Origin of the sequence: Zhenpiania hominis, assembly GCF_014333425.1 — a bacterium.
Taxonomy (GTDB): domain Bacteria; phylum Bacillota; class Clostridia; order Peptostreptococcales; family Anaerovoracaceae; genus Hominibacterium; species Hominibacterium hominis.
Genome location: NZ_JACRYT010000010.1, coordinates 91,729 through 109,327, shown reverse-complemented (window position 1 = coordinate 109,327; position 17,599 = coordinate 91,729). Strand labels below are relative to the sequence as shown.

The 17,599-nt window shown below is 42.4% G+C and carries 14 protein-coding genes; 10 read left to right on the top strand and 4 right to left on the bottom strand.

Features of this window, described 5'->3' with window-relative positions; all coding sequences use genetic code 11:
• The first annotated feature begins 299 nt into the window (after positions 1–299).
• The 8 genes from dnaA (at position 300) to trpS (ending at position 10,965) form a co-directional block, all read left to right on the top strand.
• Entirely contained in the window at positions 300–1,775 is a 1,476-nt protein-coding gene (dnaA, locus tag H9L42_RS10270) for a chromosomal replication initiator protein DnaA (RefSeq protein ID WP_187303314.1), read from the top strand.
• A gap of 180 nt (positions 1,776–1,955) precedes the next feature.
• The gene (gene dnaN / locus H9L42_RS10265; protein ID WP_187303313.1) at positions 1,956–3,074 is read left to right on the top strand and encodes a DNA polymerase III subunit beta; all 1,119 of its coding nucleotides are present in this window, start codon (positions 1,956–1,958) and stop codon (positions 3,072–3,074) included.
• Between the two features lie 2 nt (positions 3,075–3,076).
• Positions 3,077–4,198: a DNA replication/repair protein RecF gene (gene recF, locus H9L42_RS10260; RefSeq protein ID WP_187303312.1), complete on the top strand. Its 1,122-nt coding sequence runs from the start codon at positions 3,077–3,079 to the stop codon at positions 4,196–4,198.
• Positions 4,199–4,376: 178 nt separating this feature from the next.
• Positions 4,377–6,296, top strand: a complete 1,920-nt coding sequence (gene gyrB, locus H9L42_RS10255; RefSeq protein WP_187303311.1) for a DNA topoisomerase (ATP-hydrolyzing) subunit B — start codon at positions 4,377–4,379, stop codon at positions 6,294–6,296.
• Positions 6,297–6,310: 14 nt separating this feature from the next.
• Complete coding sequence (gyrA, locus tag H9L42_RS10250) at positions 6,311–8,827, top strand: DNA gyrase subunit A (RefSeq protein ID WP_187303310.1); 2,517 nt, start codon at positions 6,311–6,313, stop codon at positions 8,825–8,827.
• A 10-nt stretch (positions 8,828–8,837) separates the two neighbouring features.
• Positions 8,838–9,239 (top strand): ATP-binding protein, encoded by a 402-nt coding sequence (locus H9L42_RS10245; RefSeq protein WP_187303309.1) that lies wholly within the window; start codon positions 8,838–8,840, stop codon positions 9,237–9,239.
• Positions 9,233–9,967, top strand: a complete 735-nt coding sequence (locus H9L42_RS10240) for a SigB/SigF/SigG family RNA polymerase sigma factor (protein ID WP_187303308.1) — start codon at positions 9,233–9,235, stop codon at positions 9,965–9,967. The genes H9L42_RS10245 and H9L42_RS10240 overlap by 7 nt, the downstream gene beginning before the upstream one ends.
• Before the next feature lie 11 nt (positions 9,968–9,978).
• Positions 9,979–10,965 (top strand): tryptophan--tRNA ligase, encoded by a 987-nt coding sequence (trpS, locus tag H9L42_RS10235; protein WP_187303307.1) that lies wholly within the window; start codon positions 9,979–9,981, stop codon positions 10,963–10,965.
• A 157-nt stretch (positions 10,966–11,122) separates the two neighbouring features.
• On the opposite strand, the gene H9L42_RS10230 is transcribed toward trpS, so the two are convergent.
• Positions 11,123–11,374, bottom strand: coding sequence for a hypothetical protein (locus tag H9L42_RS10230; protein WP_187303321.1), 252 nt, complete (start codon positions 11,372–11,374; stop codon positions 11,123–11,125).
• A gap of 24 nt (positions 11,375–11,398) precedes the next feature.
• Positions 11,399–12,556: an IS91 family transposase gene (locus H9L42_RS10225; RefSeq protein WP_187303306.1), complete on the bottom strand. Its 1,158-nt coding sequence runs from the start codon at positions 12,554–12,556 to the stop codon at positions 11,399–11,401.
• Positions 12,557–12,978: 422 nt separating this feature from the next.
• On the opposite strand from H9L42_RS10225, the gene H9L42_RS10220 reads away from it, so the two are divergent.
• The gene (locus H9L42_RS10220; protein ID WP_465270658.1) at positions 12,979–14,328 is read left to right on the top strand and encodes an ATP-binding protein; all 1,350 of its coding nucleotides are present in this window, start codon (positions 12,979–12,981) and stop codon (positions 14,326–14,328) included.
• Between the two features lie 5 nt (positions 14,329–14,333).
• On the opposite strand, the gene H9L42_RS10215 is transcribed toward H9L42_RS10220, so the two are convergent.
• Both H9L42_RS10215 and H9L42_RS10210 read right to left on the bottom strand, forming a co-directional pair.
• Positions 14,334–14,582, bottom strand: a complete 249-nt coding sequence (locus tag H9L42_RS10215; RefSeq protein WP_187303305.1) for a hypothetical protein — start codon at positions 14,580–14,582, stop codon at positions 14,334–14,336.
• Between the two features lie 68 nt (positions 14,583–14,650).
• Positions 14,651–15,868 (bottom strand): MFS transporter, encoded by a 1,218-nt coding sequence (locus H9L42_RS10210; RefSeq protein ID WP_187303304.1) that lies wholly within the window; start codon positions 15,866–15,868, stop codon positions 14,651–14,653.
• 576 nt (positions 15,869–16,444) lie between these two features.
• Here H9L42_RS10210 and H9L42_RS10205 point away from each other — a divergent pair.
• A complete protein-coding gene (locus tag H9L42_RS10205; RefSeq protein WP_187303303.1) occupies positions 16,445–17,464 on the top strand; it encodes a Fic family protein in 1,020 nt (339 codons plus the stop codon).
• Positions 17,465–17,599 lie beyond the last annotated feature (135 nt).

Below are 17,599 nucleotides of genomic sequence, written 5' to 3'. Positions count from 1 at the left end.
GGGTTCCTGCTGTCAATATTTTAATTATCACGGAGCATAATCTCTCATAAAAGATAAGCCCCGAATCCATCGGGGCCTATCTTAAAGATTTTTTGGGACATTTTCAAAAATGCTTGACAAAAAAACTGAAGTTTTCAACATGTTTAAACTTTGCACAACTTTATCCACAGGTAGTGGATAAGTTTATAAAAAATTCTTTTTGCAAGGAAATTAAATTTCCATTGTTTGTGGATAACTTTTCTGATATGATAAAGAAAACCATAACAGAATACATACATTTTAAATTAGGATAATAAAAAATGAAAGATATTAATAAAATTTGGGAAGATATACTGGCGCTTTTAAAAGAAACACTTACAGAAACAAGTTACCGAACCTGGTTTCTTCCCATTATTCCAAAAAACATCGATGAACAGTTAAAAATATTATATTTGGAAATACCGGATGAATTTACCTTAGGTGTCATAAAGCAGCGCTATGAACAGACGCTTCACGATAAAGCGGAGCAAGTCATTGGAGAACGTTATCGTATCATCGTCCAACTGATGGAAGAAGATGAGGATGATCTAGAATCTTCCATTGCGGCTGAGGTTCCATCCTCTGTTACTTTTCCACAGGATAATGTGGAAAAAATAGAAACTACAAATTCAGAAACTCCTGAAAAACTGCAGATTTCCATGGATATCCCCAAAGAAAACAAGCCTGTGGAACCTGTTAATAACATTTTAAAAGATGAAGTATATTTTAATCCCCGCTATAATTTTGACAACTTTGTAGTTGGCAACAACAATAAATATGCCTACTCCGCGGCTTTCGCGGTAGCAAAATCCCCTTCTGTAGCCTATAATCCTCTTTTCATTTATGGAGGTTCCGGCTTGGGGAAAACCCATCTGATGCACGCCATTGGGCACTATATCATGGAAAATTATCCGGAAAAAAAAGTACTCTATGTTTCCTCGGAAATGTTCACAAATGAACTGATCCGTTCTCTTGAGGACAATAAAAAAACGAAGATGCGCGCGTTCAAAAATAAATACCGTAATGTAGATGTCCTGCTGATAGACGATATTCAATTTATTGAAGGAAAAGAAGCAACACAGGAAGAATTTTTCCACACCTTCAATACCCTTTATGATATGAACAAGCAGATCATCATCTCCAGCGATCGCGCGCCAAATAAACTTACAAAACTGGAAGATCGGCTGACTTCCCGTTTTCAGTGGAATATGATCGCTGATATCCAGCCGCCGGATTATGAAACCAGAGTAGCGATCCTCAGAAAAAAAGCGGAACTCGATAATCTGGAGCTGACAGATGGACTGTTGGATGTCATCAGCCTGATTGCCGAAAAAGTCAAATTTAACATTCGTGAGCTGGAAGGAGCTTACATCCGTATCACAGCCTTTTCCCAAACCATGGGCAAAGATATTACGGTCAAATTCGCACGTGAAATTCTCAAGGATATTCTGCCTGCCGGTGATTTAAAAATATCCTGCGAATCCATAAAAAAAATTGTGTGCAAACACTTCAATATCAAAATAGCGGATATCGAATCTTCAAAAAGGACAAGAAATCTGGCTTATCCAAGACAAATTGCCATGTATCTCTGCAGAGAACTGACGGATACATCCCTGCCTAAAATAGGAGAGGTTTTCGGCGGACGTGATCATACGACAGCCCTTCATGCTTATGAGAAAATTTCCGCGGAGATAAAATCCAATCCTTCTACCGCGGAGATCGTAGATCAACTGCGCGATGAGATTAATGGGAAATAATTGTACACATAAGAAGTGAACAAAAAAAACAAATTATCAACAGATTTTTAAGAACAACTTTTGTTCAAAAATAAACGGGCATGCCGGTTATTAACACTATGCACAGCCCCTACTACTATTACTACTAAAAACTATATATAATAATAAGAGCTTCGAGCCAGTTAATTGGAGGAAATTACAATGAAATTTACTTGCAGCCAGCAAACATTAACAAAAGCACTAAACACTGTTTCAAAAGCCGTTACTTCCAGAACAACGCTTCCAATCCTAAAAGGAATTCTTATGAAGGCTTCTTCAGACGGTACCCTGACTCTTTCCGCATCGGATCTGGATTTGAGTATAGAAAAGAAAATGGACGTCAATGTAGAAGAAGAAGGAGAAATCGTAGTTTTATCAAAGCTCTTCAGCGATATTATTCGGAAGCTGCCAAACGAAGATATATTGATTGAAGAAAAAGAAAATAATACTGCTCTTATAAAAACATCCTATTCCGAATTTACAATTGTAGGACTGGAAGCGGATGAATTTCCGAATATCAATGATATAGAAGACGATTTTGCCACCATTTCCTTTGATACGGAAATTTTCAAAAACATGATTCGTAAAACATCATTCGCGGCCAGCATTGACGAATCAAAAGGTATCATTGTCGGAGTTCTTATGGAGATCGAACCGGATGGCGTGAATATGGTAGCTCTTGACGGATTCCGCATGGCAGTAGCAAGAGAAGAAATGAAAAATACGGAAAACCGCAAAATCGTAGTTTCCGCTAAAATTCTCAATGAAGTAAATAAAATCATCTCCGAAGCGGAAGATGAAAGTGACACAAAAATTATGTTTAGTGGTAAAAAAGCGGTTATTTTTGCAGAAAACACCAAAATTATTATCCGGCTTTTGGAAGGCGAATTTATCAAATATAAGGATATTATACCAACCGTTAATCAGACAAAAGTGATCATAGATCGGCCGGCTCTTTTAGAGAGTATCGAAAGGGCGTCACTCCTCGCAAAAGAAGGAAAGAATAATTTGATTAAATTGATCATTAAAAATAACCTTCTGACCATCACTTCCCGATCAGAGGAAGGAAATGTAATTGAAGAACTGATTATGGAAAAAACAGGAGAAGATCTGGAAATTGGATTTAACTCCAAATATGTTATGGATGTTCTGAAGGCTGTTGATGATGAAAAACTCTTGATGGAATTTAACACCAGTACAACCCCGTGCCTGGTAAAACCAATTGAGGGTGATCAGTTTGAATATCTGATCCTTCCGGTAAGAATTTCATCTAATTACTAATTATGTATATTAAACAGATAGAACTGAAAGATTTTCGGAACTATAAGGAATTGAAAACCGAATTTCATCCAAACGTAAATATTTTTATCGGGCAGAACGCGCAGGGAAAAACAAATCTGCTGGAGAGCATTTTTTTGACGTCTATGGGAAGATCCTTTCGGACAAACAAAGATAAGGACATGATCCGGTTCGGAAAGGAATTTTTCCGGATCCGTCTCGTGGCCTTTAAAGATGACAACGATCTGGTAGTAGAGTTGGCAGTGAACCGAGATGGAAAAAAAGGGATCAAGATAGACGGGGTGAAAGCAAAGAAACTGTCTCAGCTTTTTGAAAATGTATATATCGTTGCTTTTTCTCCGGAAGATCTTAGAATCGTCAAGGATGAACCTGAAAAACGGAGAAAATTTATGGATCGGGAGCTGTGCCAGATAAAGCCGTCCTACTATAACAGCCTGAGCCAGTACCGGAAAGCTCTGATGCAGAGAAACGCGTGCTTGAAAGAATTTTATATGGGAAACCCCAATATGACAGATGACATATTGGATATCTGGGACAATAAAATGGCTGAATACGGAAGCAGGATCCTTTCTTGCAGAGAAGAATTTGTGCGTAAAATAAATAAAATCAGCGGACGAATTCATCGGGAAATAACAAACGGCAAAGAGCAGCTGGAAGTTTCCTATGAGCCAAATATCAAAGTCTCAGGCAATCAACCGGCTCTGTTTTATGAGGAATTGAAAAAAAATAGAGAAAAAGATAAGAGACGAGGAACAAGCGGAAGCGGACCACATAAAGATGATTTGAGACTCCAAATCGGACATATTGATATTCGCAGTTTCGGATCTCAGGGACAGCAGAGGACAGCGGCCCTTTCCCTCAAGCTTTCAGAGATTGAATTGATTAAAGAAGAGACGGGAGAAAGTCCCGTATTGCTGTTAGACGATGTATTGTCAGAACTGGATCAGGAGCGTCAGAATTATTTGATCCGATCCCTTGAGAAAACTCAGGTTTTTCTTACAACGACGGAACTATCTGGGGAGGCGGAACAACGTCTGGGAAATATTAAATATTTTCAGATAAAAGATGGAATGATTGTATCTGAAAAAGAAAAAAGTATGCTCTGATATTAAAAACAGGCTGAGAAGCTTTATTTTCGCCATATAGCCTGTTTTTATACAAAAAATATAAAAAATGTCCAAAACGCACTAAAACTTGTAAAAGGTGCGTTTTTGATGTATAATATATTATCTATGGGTTTAACCATATTTTAATGAAACAAAAGGTAGAGAGGTGAATCGATTAATGAGCGCAGATGTTAACCAGCAGCAGTATAATGCTGAGCAGATTCAGGTGCTTGAAGGATTAGAGCCGGTTCGGAAAAGACCCGGTATGTATATAGGAAGTACGGGGCCCAGGGGGCTTCACCATCTGGTTTACGAAATTGTCGATAACAGTGTGGACGAGGCTCTGGCCGGCTACTGCAGCACCATCGGCGTAACGATCCAGAAGGACAACTCCATTGTTGTGGAAGACGACGGACGGGGAATGCCTGTGGATAAACACCCGAAACTGGGGATTCCCGCGGTAGAGGTAATTCATACGGTTCTTCACGCCGGCGGAAAATTCGGCGGCGGAGGATACAAGGTATCCGGAGGTCTGCACGGTGTAGGCGCGTCCGTTGTAAACGCCCTTTCCACCCATATGGAAGTGGAGATCCGCAGAAACGGCAAAGTATACAAGCAGACTTACGAAAGAGGAAAGACGACATCTCCGCTTACCGAAATCGGAACTTCAAAGCATACCGGTTCCAAATCGACTTTCTGGCCGGATCCGGAGATCTTTGATGATACAGAATTTGATTACGGAACCCTGGAATACCGACTCCGTGAGATGGCATTCCTGAATAAAGGCATTAAAATCACGCTGAAAGACGAGCGGGAAGGAAAAGAGCGGGAAGAAGTATTTCATTATGAGGGCGGAATCCGCGAGTTTGTGGTACACCAAAATAAAAATAAGGAGCCGCTCCATAAAGATATTATTTATTTTGAAGTGCAGAAAAAAGGCATGGAAGTGGAAATTGCCATGCAGTATACGGATCGCTACAACGAGCTGATCCTTTCCTATGCCAACAATATCAATACGACGGAAGGCGGAACCCATATGGTAGGGTTTAAAACCGCTCTTACCAGAGTTATGAACGATTACGCCAGGAAAAATAAATTTTTGAAAGAAAACGACGACTCTCTTTCCGGCGAAGACGTAAGAGAAGGTTTGACCGCGATTATTTCCGTAAAACTGACAGAGCCTCAGTTTGAGGGACAGACCAAAACCAAGCTGGGAAACAGCGAGATGCGCGGTTTTGTGGAAACTGCCACCAATGAAAATCTGACCGCCTTTTTAGAAGAAAATCCGGCGCAGGCCAGGATCATACTGGACAAATGCCTGCGGGCGGCCCGTGCCAGAGAGGCGGCGAGAAAAGCGAGAGAACTGACGAGAAGAAAAGGCGTTCTGGACGGCACTTCCCTTCCAGGAAAGCTTGCCGACTGCTCGGAAAAAGATCCTTCTATTTCCGAAATCTTTCTGGTAGAGGGAGATTCCGCCGGCGGTACCGCGATTAACGGAAGAGATAGAAAGCGCCAGGCGATCCTGCCTCTGAGAGGTAAGATCCTCAACGTAGAAAAAGCAAGATTGGATAAGATCTTAAATTCGGATGAAATTAAAAATATGATTACCGCTTTTGGCTGCGGAATCGGCGATGATTTTAACCTGGAAAAGCTGAGATATCATAAAATTATCATCATGACCGATGCGGACGTGGACGGAGCCCATATCCGGACTCTGCTTCTCACCTTCTTCTATCGGTATATGACGCCTCTGATCGAAGGCGGATATGTTTACGCGGCCCAGCCGCCTCTGTTCCAGGTAAAAAAAGGAAAAGAAGTTCACTATACCTATTCGGACGCGGAGCAGGAAAAGCTGCTGGCTTCCCTTGCGGAAAAGCCTGGAAAAGCGGAAATTCAGAGATATAAAGGTCTTGGTGAAATGGACGAAGACCAGCTGTGGGAAACAACAATGAATTTTGAAACCAGGACACTGATCCAGATTACCCTGGATGATGTGGCCGCCGCGGATGAAATCTTTACGACTCTGATGGGCGATAAGGTTCCGCCGAGAAGAAAATTCATTGAAGAAAACGCGACTTACGCGACTCTTGATATTTAAAAAGGGGGTAAAACGTGGATAACTTAATCGAGGATCAGAAGCTGATCCAGCATGAAATATACAAGGAAATGAAGAATTCCTACATCGACTACGCCATGAGCGTAATCGTAGGAAGAGCCCTTCCGGATGTGCGGGACGGATTAAAACCGGTACACAGGAGAATCTTGTACGGAATGAGCGGCCTTGGCGTTACGCCGGACAAGCCGTATAAAAAATCGGCCCGTATTGTCGGCGAAGTAATGGGTAAATACCACCCTCACGGTGACAGTTCCATTTATGACGCTATGGTAAGGTTGGCCCAGCCTTTCTCCACAAGATACATGCTGGTGGACGGCCATGGAAACTTCGGCTCCGTAGACGGCCACGGCGCCGCGGCTATGCGTTATACGGAAGCGAGAATGACGCCCTTTGCCCTGCAGATGCTGCGGGACATTGAAAAGGAAACCGTCGACTTTATGCCGAACTTTGACGAAGAGGAAAAGGAACCGGTTGTTCTCCCCTCCAGAATTCCCAATCTGTTAGTAAACGGCAGCAATGGTATCGCCGTCGGCATGGCGACCTCCATTCCTCCCCATAATCTGGCGGAGGTGATTGACGCTGCCGTAAAAATGATCGAAGATAAGGATTGCACCATCGACGATCTGGTAAAAATTATAAAGGGACCGGACTTCCCTACCGGCGCTATTATTATGGGCAAGAACAATATTAGAAACGCCTATAAAACCGGACAGGGAAAGGTGATCGTTCGTTCCAAGACGGAAATTGAAGAGACAAACCGCGGAAAATCCCAGATTATCGTAACGGAAATCCCTTATCAGGTGAATAAAGCCAGACTGATCGAAAAAATCGCCGAACTGGTGAAGGACAAACGGGTGGAAGGTATTTCCGATATACGGGATGAATCCTCCAGCAGAGGCGGTATGCGGATTGTCATTGAACTGAAAAAAGACGCCAATCCGCAGATCATTTTGAACCGGCTCTACAAACATACGCAGCTGCAGGAAAGCTACAGCGTGATTATGATCGCCCTGGTGAACGGGCAGCCGAAGATCCTGAACCTGTATGAGATTCTGGACGAATACTTGAAGCATCAGTTTGATGTAGTAACCAGAAGAACCAAATATGATTTGAAAAAAGCGGAAGCAAGAGCTCATATTTTAGAAGGTCTGCGCATTGCTCTGGATAATATTGACGAAATCATCCGCATCATTCGTTCCAGTTACAACGACGCCAAAGAAAAGCTGATGGAGCGGTTCGGCCTTTCCGAAATTCAGGCTCAGGCGATTCTGGACATGAGACTTGCCCGTCTGCAGGGACTGGAACGGGAAAAAATTGAAGATGAATACGCGGAATTACAGAAAAAAATCGCCTACTACAAGGAACTGTTGGCCGATGACGACAAGATGATGGGCGTAATCCGCGACGAGCTTCTGGAAATCAAGGAAAAATACAAGGACGCCAGAAGAACCAAAATCGTGGCGGACGCTAAGGAGATTGACGAGGAAGATCTGATCCAGGAAAAACAGGTTGTCGTTACTCTGACCCATCTGGGATACCTGAAGAGGATTCCGGCAGATACCTATAAGACTCAGAGAAGAGGCGGAAAAGGGATCACCGGACTGACAACAAGAGAAAACGACTTTGTAAAGAATCTGATTATGACATCGACCCATGATTATCTGATGTTCTTTACAAATACGGGAAAAGCCCATAAGATCAAGGCTTATGAGATTCCGGAAGCTACAAGGACGGCCAAGGGAACGCCGGCTGTCAACTTCCTGAATTTGATGCAGAGAGAGCGGATTACCGCGGTAATTCCGATTCAGGATTTCTCGGAAGATAAATATCTGATGGCGGTTACAAAGAACGGAACCATTAAAAAGACGGCGCTGTCGAGTTTTGATACCAGCAGAAAGACTGGACTTTTAGCGATCAACTTAAAAGAAGGCGATCAGCTGGTGGATATCAAAGAGACAACCGGTACGGATAATGTGATTATTGTTACAAAACACGGCAAGTGCATTTGTTTCTCGGAAGACGATGTAAGACCGATGGGACGAATCGCGGGAGGCGTGAGAGCTATTAAGCTGGAAGGCGATGACGAGGTCGTTTCCATGGAACTGGTACAGCCTCATCAGGAGCTTCTGGTCGTGACTACCAACGGATATGGTAAGAGAACGCCGGTTGATGAATATAAGATTCAGGTAAGAGGCGGCAAAGGACTCCTCACCTACGATAAGACAAAGTTCAAAAAGACCGGTGAGCTGGTAGGAGCTATGGTTGTAAATGAGGACGATGAGATCCTGCTGATTAATTCAGAGGGAATTATTATCCGTATCGAAGCGAAAGAAGTCTCTGTACTTGGACGGGCTACTCAGGGCGTAAAGATTATGAAAGTCGATGAAGACGCCAATATCATTGCCCTCGCGAAGGTTATAAAGGATGACGAAGTTGAGGAAAGCGGCTCGAAGGAGAAAAAAAGCGGCGGTGACAACAGCGATAGCGGACAGATCGAAATGAAGACAGAATAGGAGAATGTAAATGAGTGATTTACTCAGATTTTCGATACCCGGAAGACCCGAATATGTAAAAATTGCTAAACTGGCTGTCGGGTCGGCCGCGGGAACAGCAAATTTTAATATAGAGGCCATTGAAGATATTGAAATTGCAGTAGGAGAAGCATGTAAAAACATTACATGCCACGGCTTTGACGGATTCAGCAATTTTTATGAAGTCGAATGCCGGATCGACGAAGATAAAATCATCATTACAGTTTCTGATAAAGCATGTGAACACGGGCTTGCTAAGTATAAAAAGCCCTGCCTGGACTGCCCGAACGAGGGCAATCTGGGTATCTATATTATAAAATCTCTGATGGATGAGGTGGAAATCGTTAAGGCTGAGGACGGAAATCAGATCAGAATGGTGAAAAATAAATGCTGAAACAGGAGTTATTCGACCAATACAGAAAGACGGGAGATGTTTCGATCCGAAATGAAATCGTAGAGTCTTATCTTTACATGGTGGATATTTTAATCAGAAAGTATTTAAATAAGGGCGTGGAATACGACGATCTTTACCAGGTTGGAGCCATGGCTCTGATTTCTGCTGTGGAACGTTTCGATCCCTCAAAGGGATACGAGTTTTCCAGTTTCGCGACACCTACGATTATCGGTGAAATTAAAAAATATTTCCGGGATAAGGAATGGAGCGTGAAGGTGCCCCGCAGAATGAAAGAGATGGCGGGGAAGATTCAGTCCGCCAGAGAAGAACTTTCAAACAGGCTCCAGAGAAATCCCACCATTCCGGAAATCGCTGAATTCACAGGATTTTCAGAAGAGGATGTGCTGCAGGCGACAGAGAGCGGAATGGCCTATAACGCTTTTTCACTCAATCAGACCTTTGATGAATCCGGAGAAGAAGGGGACGCGCCGGCTTTTGAGAAATACGCCGCTATGGAAGATGAAGGGTTTAATCGCCTGGAATATCAGGAAATGATCACTAAGGTTTTAGGTGAACTGAGCGATACAAACAAATATATTTTCAGACAGCGGTTTGTGGAAAATAAATCCCAGGCGGAAATCGCCAAGAGGCTGGGCGTTTCCCAGATGACGATTTCGAGGGCGGAAAAAAATATTAAGAAGCGTTTTCAGCAGGAAGCGCAGTGCTAGGAGGCGAATAAATGAAAAGGGTTTTTTCGGGCGTTCAGCCCACAGGAAATATTCATATCGGAAATTATCTCGGAGCGATCCGGCAGTTTGTAGAACTGCAGGAAGAAAATGAATGTATTTACTGCATCGTGGATATGCATTCGATTACCGTTCCGCAGAATCCAAAGGAACTGAGACAGCATACGCTGGATGTGGCAGCTCTGTATCTGGCTGTGGGAATTGATCCGAAAAAGTCCATCGTATTTGTACAATCCGATGTACCGGGCCATGCGGAGCTTTCCTGGGTTCTCACCTGTAATTCCTATACAGGCGAGCTTTCCAGAATGACCCAGTTTAAAGATAAGAGTAAGGGAAAAGAGTCCGCTCCGGCAGGGCTTTTCACCTACCCGATTCTGATGGCTGCCGATATTCTGCTGTATGACGCGGATATCGTTCCTGTAGGAAACGATCAGAAACAGCATATCGAGCTTTGCCGCGATATTGCTATACGTGTCAATAATAAATATAAAAAGACCTTTGTGGTTCCGGATGGAAGATTTTTAAAGGCCGGAGCCAGAATCATGGCTCTGGATGATCCATCTAAGAAAATGAGCAAGAGCGCGGAAAATATCTACAGCCGGATTTCTCTTTTAGATGAACCTTCGAAGATTAAGAAGTCGATTATGCGGGCTACAACCGATTCCGAAGGAAGTATACGCTTTGATCCGGAAAATAAACCGGGCGTAAGCAATCTTCTGAATATCTACAGCGCGTTTTCCGGCAAGGAAATCCCTGATATTGAGAAAGAATATGAAGGATGCGGCTACGGTGACTTTAAAAAGGATCTGGTGGAAGTTACCACTCAGGCTCTGGCTCCGATTAAAGAGCGTTTTAATGAAATCCGCCAGTCAGACGAACTGATTCAGATCTTGAAAGATGGCGCCCAGCGGGCAAACGCCATCGCTGAAAAGACCATGAAACGGGTAAAGGAAAACTTCGGGCTTGGGCTTGGTGTTTAAAACTTTGGGAAGTATCGTTAAAAGACGATGCTTCTTTTTTTATTATATAGGAAATATCAATCTGAAAAAGAGAACAAAAAATATCCATAAAATGGGAGCAAGTACATTCAAAGGAAATGCAGGCACACAAAAAGACACATTCAAGATGTGGAGGAAGCTATTCATTTAAGAAGTAATCCATATCAAGAATCTCATCATCACGCATTGAACGGATTTCATCCGAGGTAAATCCTTCCGGAGGGGACTGGATATACTGCTGCCGCTTTCGCTGTGCAAACTCGGCTTCCGTAAAAACTTCATCACCAATGATATAGTGAACGATGGATTTTCCGTGCTCTCCCAAACGGTCATATCCATCATCCGGTATAGGGGGAACATCCGGATTAAGGAGATTGGGTTTGTCGGTCATAGTGTTATCCTCCATGGATCGAAGTCAAATAAATTCTAACATAAACGGAGGCGAATGTGGAGAGCAAGAGGGATGATAAATACCGGAAAATTTCATGGTATGACCGCAAGGGCAGTCCAGAGGGTCTTTGCCGAAAGCCATGTCAAGAGCATAGCGCCATTTGAGTAGTGATTTTTTAAGCCTTCGGACAGGCTCGGAAAGCTTCCGGATTAGAGTAGGGAAGGCAGAGCGCCCTTTTGCATAAAGCCCATAGTAACGGAGCATATTGAAATTCTTTTCCGGGATATGGATGATGAGTTTTTGAATGAATTCACAGGCACTTTCTGTAACCGTAACTTTTTCCTGATCCTCATGGCGTTGATACCAGTAGGTCACATTCGTTCCATCATAGGAAAGGATGCGGGATTGAGCCATAACCGGTCTTCCAATGTAACGGATGACATAATGGACAATGGCGTCAGTGGAGCCAAGGTCAGCAGGAGGAGCATTCACATAGAAACCGTTATGTTTGGTTTTGTAGAGGCTGTTTGTGAGGGCATTGAAATCAGACAGAGAGAAAGAATCGGGATCAAGAGCCGATTTCATATTGAAAAGCAATGTGGTCATAAAACGGCTTCTGAGCATGGTGTATGGGAAAAAGCGTATCGACTTCCATTTTCCATTACAGTCAAGAGCTCCTTCGGTAATAATCATATGGATATGAGGATTCCATTTGAGATCGCGTCCAAATGTATGAAGACCGCAAATCATACCGGCTTTGAAGTTTCGGGAATGATTCTGTTCATAGAGCCAATCGGAGATGGTTTGTGCAGCTGAGCGGAAGAGAACGTCAAGAAGACTGCGATCCTTTCTGAAATATGGGCGGAGTTCTTCGGCGATGGTAAAGACGATATGCCGGTGATGGCAGTTGAAAAGCTTGGAAGAAATCACTTCCGCTCTTTGAGACTGATAAGCAACGCCGCAGGTATTGCAGAAGCGCGAATGGCATCGGAAAGGGACGATTCTGTAAGTGCCGCAGTGAGGACAGCAGTACAAGGCAAAGCCACCACAGGGATCGCCGCAGGAGATGACTTTTTGGACTTCTGAATGAACCACAGGGCGGATCTTGTCACCCGGATATTTTTTTGTAAAGGACTCCCAATGGTCCTGAAGTATTTCACGGATGGTGATTTTAGATTCCATAGTTATATTTTAAAAGAAAAGGTACGTCAGTGCAAAGAAAAAGTGCAGACCTTGACAGAAAGTCATGATCTGCACCAAAGTGGCGTAGCCACATTTTTTATTTGTTTTCATCAGCGCTATAGGACAGAATTTATCAACAATTTCCCCATTTTTAAATTTGTTTCCAGAATTTCAACGTTTTCGCCCTGCGAATTTGAGATTTCTGGAAAATTTCGGGCTGATCTGCGTTTTCCCCTTTTTCTGCACTTTGGAAGCCTTGAAAAAATAGTAACAAATCTCGGAATTTTTGATTTGTTGATAAAATATCCGGTTAAAATAGGTTCACGATAAAATAATATTTAATAAAAATGTGATCATATACACTAAATTATTTATAAAAATGTGATTTTGTGTTAAAATAGATAACAAAGAGATTAGAAAAAGTGAGGTTTGAGATGGAACGGTTTGTTTTAGAAAAAATGTTGAAATGGAAAAATTCCAAATACCGAAAACCTCTGATTTTAAAAGGTGTACGGCAGGTTGGAAAGACATGGGTTTTAAAAGAATTTGGCAGGCGGTATTATGAGAATACGGCTTATTTTAATTTTGATGAAAACGAAGAATACAAACAGTTTTTTGAAACAACAAAAGATGTGACGCGTATTGTGCAAAATCTGATCCTGGCAAGTGGTCAGAAAATAGTTCCGGAAAAAACTCTGATCATTTTTGATGAAGTGCAGGATTGTCCGCAAGTGATTAATTCTATGAAATATTTCTGCGAAAATGCCCCCCAGTATCATATCGCCTGTGCAGGATCGCTTCTGGGAATCGCTTTAGCTAAGCCTTCCTCTTTTCCAGTAGGAAAAGTAGATTTTATGCAGATGAATCCGATGACATTCCATGAATTTTTAGTTGCAAACGGAGATCAGAATCTATATCAGTATTTGAATACAATGGAAACGCTGGAACCGATTCCGAAGGCATTTTTTAATCCCCTGTGTGAAAAACTGAAAATGTATTATGTAACAGGAGGAATGCCGGAATCCGTGGCACTGTGGACCGAAGAAAGAGATGTAGAAGCCATGCAGAACGCTCTTTTTAATATACTAAATGCGTATGAGCGTGATTTTGCAAAGCACCCGAATGTAAAAGAATTCCCTAAAATCTCAATGATTTGGAATTCTATTCCTTCCCAGCTTGCCAGAGAAAATAAAAAATTTTTATATAAAGTGGTAAAAGAAGGCGCCAGAGCGCGTGAATATGAAGATGCCCTTCAATGGTTGGTAGACGCTAATCTGGTAAAAAAAATTTATCGGAGTACAGCGCCCGGACTGCCGCTTGCCGCCTATGATGATCTGTCGGCTTTTAAGATTTACATGGCAGATGTGGGCCTGCTGCGCCGTTTGTCCATGTTATCTCCCACTGCTTTTGGTGAGGGAAACCGACTTTTTACAGAATTTAAAGGTGCGCTTTCTGAAAATTATGTGCTGGAATCTTTGGTTAATCAACTGGAAGTAACTCCGCGCTACTGGTCACAGAATAATCCGCCGTATGAAGTAGACTTTATTATCCAAATGGAAAATGAAATTATTCCTGTGGAGGTAAAAGCGGATGCAAATACAGAAGCCAGGAGTCTTAAGAAATACAAAGAAAAATTTGGAGATAAAATAAACTTGCGTGTTCGATTTTCTTTGAATAATCTCAAACTCGACGACGATTTGTTAAATATCCCATTATTTCTGGCAGATGAAGCAACTCGCCTAATGGAAATTGCCATGAAAAAGAATCAGTAGTTTTATCAACAATTTTTATTTTCCGCAATTTGTTTCCAGAATTTCAACGTTTTCGCCCTGTGGATTTGAGATTTACGGGAAATTTCAGGCTGATCTGTGACTTCTCCTTTTTTCACGCCCTGGGAGCCTTGAAAAATTAGTAACAAACCTAAGAATTTTTGATTTGTTGATAAAAGAGGCGAAAGGGGCTGCCTTTTTTCAGGTGAAAGAAACAGCATTTCAAGCTTCTGATTCTCAACGCCCATGAAACCCACAGAGCAGTTTTCTTCATCTTCCAGAACAATCAGGCAGGGAGTTCTGATTTCCTTGATTTCGACGATGTTCAGGGATGCCTCCTTTTCATTTTACTGTACCATATCAGGATACTTGTAATAATTATCATAATGGCGCCAGACAGAAAAAACCAGACATTTACACCGACTTTTTCCGCGACAGGGCTCGCCGCCAGTAAACCTACAGGCATTGTTACAGAGGAAATCAAGGTAAGCACGGAAAAGGCCCTTCCCATTCTTTCCGGAGCAACGGTTTCCTGAATATACGCGGTTAAGGGAATGGAATGGATATTTCCCGACGCGCCGAGACATACGCAGGCAGCGGCGAAGAAAAACCATCCCCAATAAGTTGGCGGTATCAGACCACAGACTGCCGCTGAAATTCCCATTCCAAACAATCCGATAAAAGAGGTCCGGATCTTTCTTTTTATCTTCAGCACACTTGAGAACATCAGTGAAGATATCATCATTCCAAGGGCAAAAGCAAGTTCTACAGCGCTTCCGTACATTGCGGAAAGATTAAAATAGTCGCTGGTCATCAGCGGATAAAAAGACGACAGCGGCGCGTAAAAGAACATGCACAAAGCTTCTCCAAGCACCAGATAAAAGAGTTTCGAATCTGCCTGAAAGACAGTGAATCCTTCTTTCAACTGCCGCGCTATAGGTTCTTGTTCCAGCTGGTGTTTCTCTAACTCAGGAACTTTCACAACAGCCAGCGCCGCGCTGGCCAAAGCAGCTCCGATTATGTCGCTGATCAAAACTACTGACATTGGAAAAGCCGCGTAAAGGGAAGCTCCAATTACAGGCCCCAGGAAGAAGGAGCCGGCGTTCATCAGCTGCATCCAACCATTTGTTTTTACAAGCTGATCCGATGGAACCAGCTGCGGAATGATAGATTGGATTGCCGGCTGCTGAAAGGTATTTCCGATGCCTCTGGCGCACAGCATAATAAATACGGTCCATACAGGCAGATCAAAGAAAAACAGCAGACCGGCATAAACAGCGGCCAGGATGCCCATTGACAGATCGGAAACAATGCAGATGATTTTCCGGTTCAGCCGATCCGCGGCGATTCCCGCGACAGGACTGAAAAGCGTCATGGGCAAATATGCCACAAGCCCGGATATTCCAAGCATTAACGGGGATGATGTTTTCTCCGCCAGCCACCAGATCAGCGCGAATTGGACACCGTGGCTCCCTAACAGGGAAATTGCTTGTCCGAAGGCAACAATAAAGAATTTTGATTTCCATTTCTTCGTTTCATACATAATATTTATCCTTTCTCCAGTTCGATTGAAATTACTTACATGAAAAAGGACAATAAAAAAAGATAACCCGTTCTTCTGAGTTATCCGCGACTTGTTTTGCACACAAATAGAAACTGCCTGTATATGTAGTAAAGCCAGCCTGAATCCTTTATCCGCAAAATAAGTACAACAAAAAACTCATCATCAATTCCGAATGAGAATAAAGATTTTTTATTGTCCTTAAATTAGCGAATAAGCGACATCAAGCCACCTCCCTTTCTTTTCATCTCCCCTACTCTACCACGACAGCGCAAAAAAAGCAAGAATGAAAAGGAAATTATCAACACTTTCGATTTTTTCAATTTTGTTACTAATTTTTCAACGTTTTTTTGATGTGATTTTGAGTTTAAAAGCAAAATTCGCGAGTCTCCCCTTTTCACCCACTCTGGAAGCCTTGAAAAATTAGTAACAAGTTCTAAGAATTTTGATTTGTTGATAAAAGGATTACAGGAAAATCAAGGATCTTAATTTTTAAATTTTTTGTTATAATAGATTTAAGGAGAATGAATAAGGGCAATTATACGGGAAGGAAACCTTATGAACAGCTACAAACCTCCGTTTCATATAACGGATAAGATGATAAATTTAATATCAGAAATCAGTGAGCAGGTTGGACGTATATCTCTGCAGAAAGATCAACATATTAATCCACATCTTCGCAGAGAAAACCGGATTCGGACAATCCATTCTTCTTTAGCGATTGAGCACAATACTCTGACTCTGGAACAGGTTACAGCGATTATAGATGGAAAGCGTGTACTTGGAAATCCGAATGAGGTCAGAGAAGTTCAAAATGCTTATGAAGCGTATGAGATGATGCTCCAGTTTGATCCTGCTTCTATTGAAGATTTGCTCACCGCGCATAGAGTGATGATGAGAGGACTTATGAAAGAAAACGGATGTTTTCGCTCCGGAGGGGTAGGTGTATTTGATGGCGATGTTCTGATACATATGGCTCCACCAGCGGAATTTGTACCGGAACAGATCAGGCAGCTATTTGAGTGGTATCAGCGTTCATCTATGCATCCGCTGATTAAGAGCGCGGTTTTTCATTATGAATTTGAATTTATCCACCCTTTCGCGGATGGAAACGGAAGAATAGGAAGAATGTGGCATAGTCTGCTGCTTGGGCAGTGGAAAGAAGTTTTTTTCTGGTTGCCTATAGAAGAACTTATTAAATCGCGGCAACAGGAATATTATGATAGTCTTGCTCAAGCAGATAAGGATGCGGATAGTGCAGTATTTGCCGAATTGATGTTGGAAATTATTCGGGATACGCTAAGTGAGGTAGAAGTTATTCATGAACAGACCGACCAGGATAGCGACCAGGGTAGCGACCAGGATAATGACTTTGTTTTGGAACTATTAAAGGTTTTGGGAAATCAGACCCTTTCAGCCGCTGAACTGATGAAACGTCTCGGTCTTTCACACAGGCCTACCTTCCGAAAGAATTATCTGAAACCCGCGCTGGAAGCCGGGCTCATAGAACGGACGATCCCGGATAAACCCAGCAGCAGGAATCAGAAATATCGCAAAGTTAGAAAACAGACTATTTAGGAAATGATTGGCACATGGTCTGTGATGCATACTAAAGTCATAATTGATTTTTTTATTTCAAGTTCCAAGAAAGGAGCCATCGCAAATGAACAACCGTGCAGGTCATTATAAATCAAACTTGTCGGGCAAAATAGC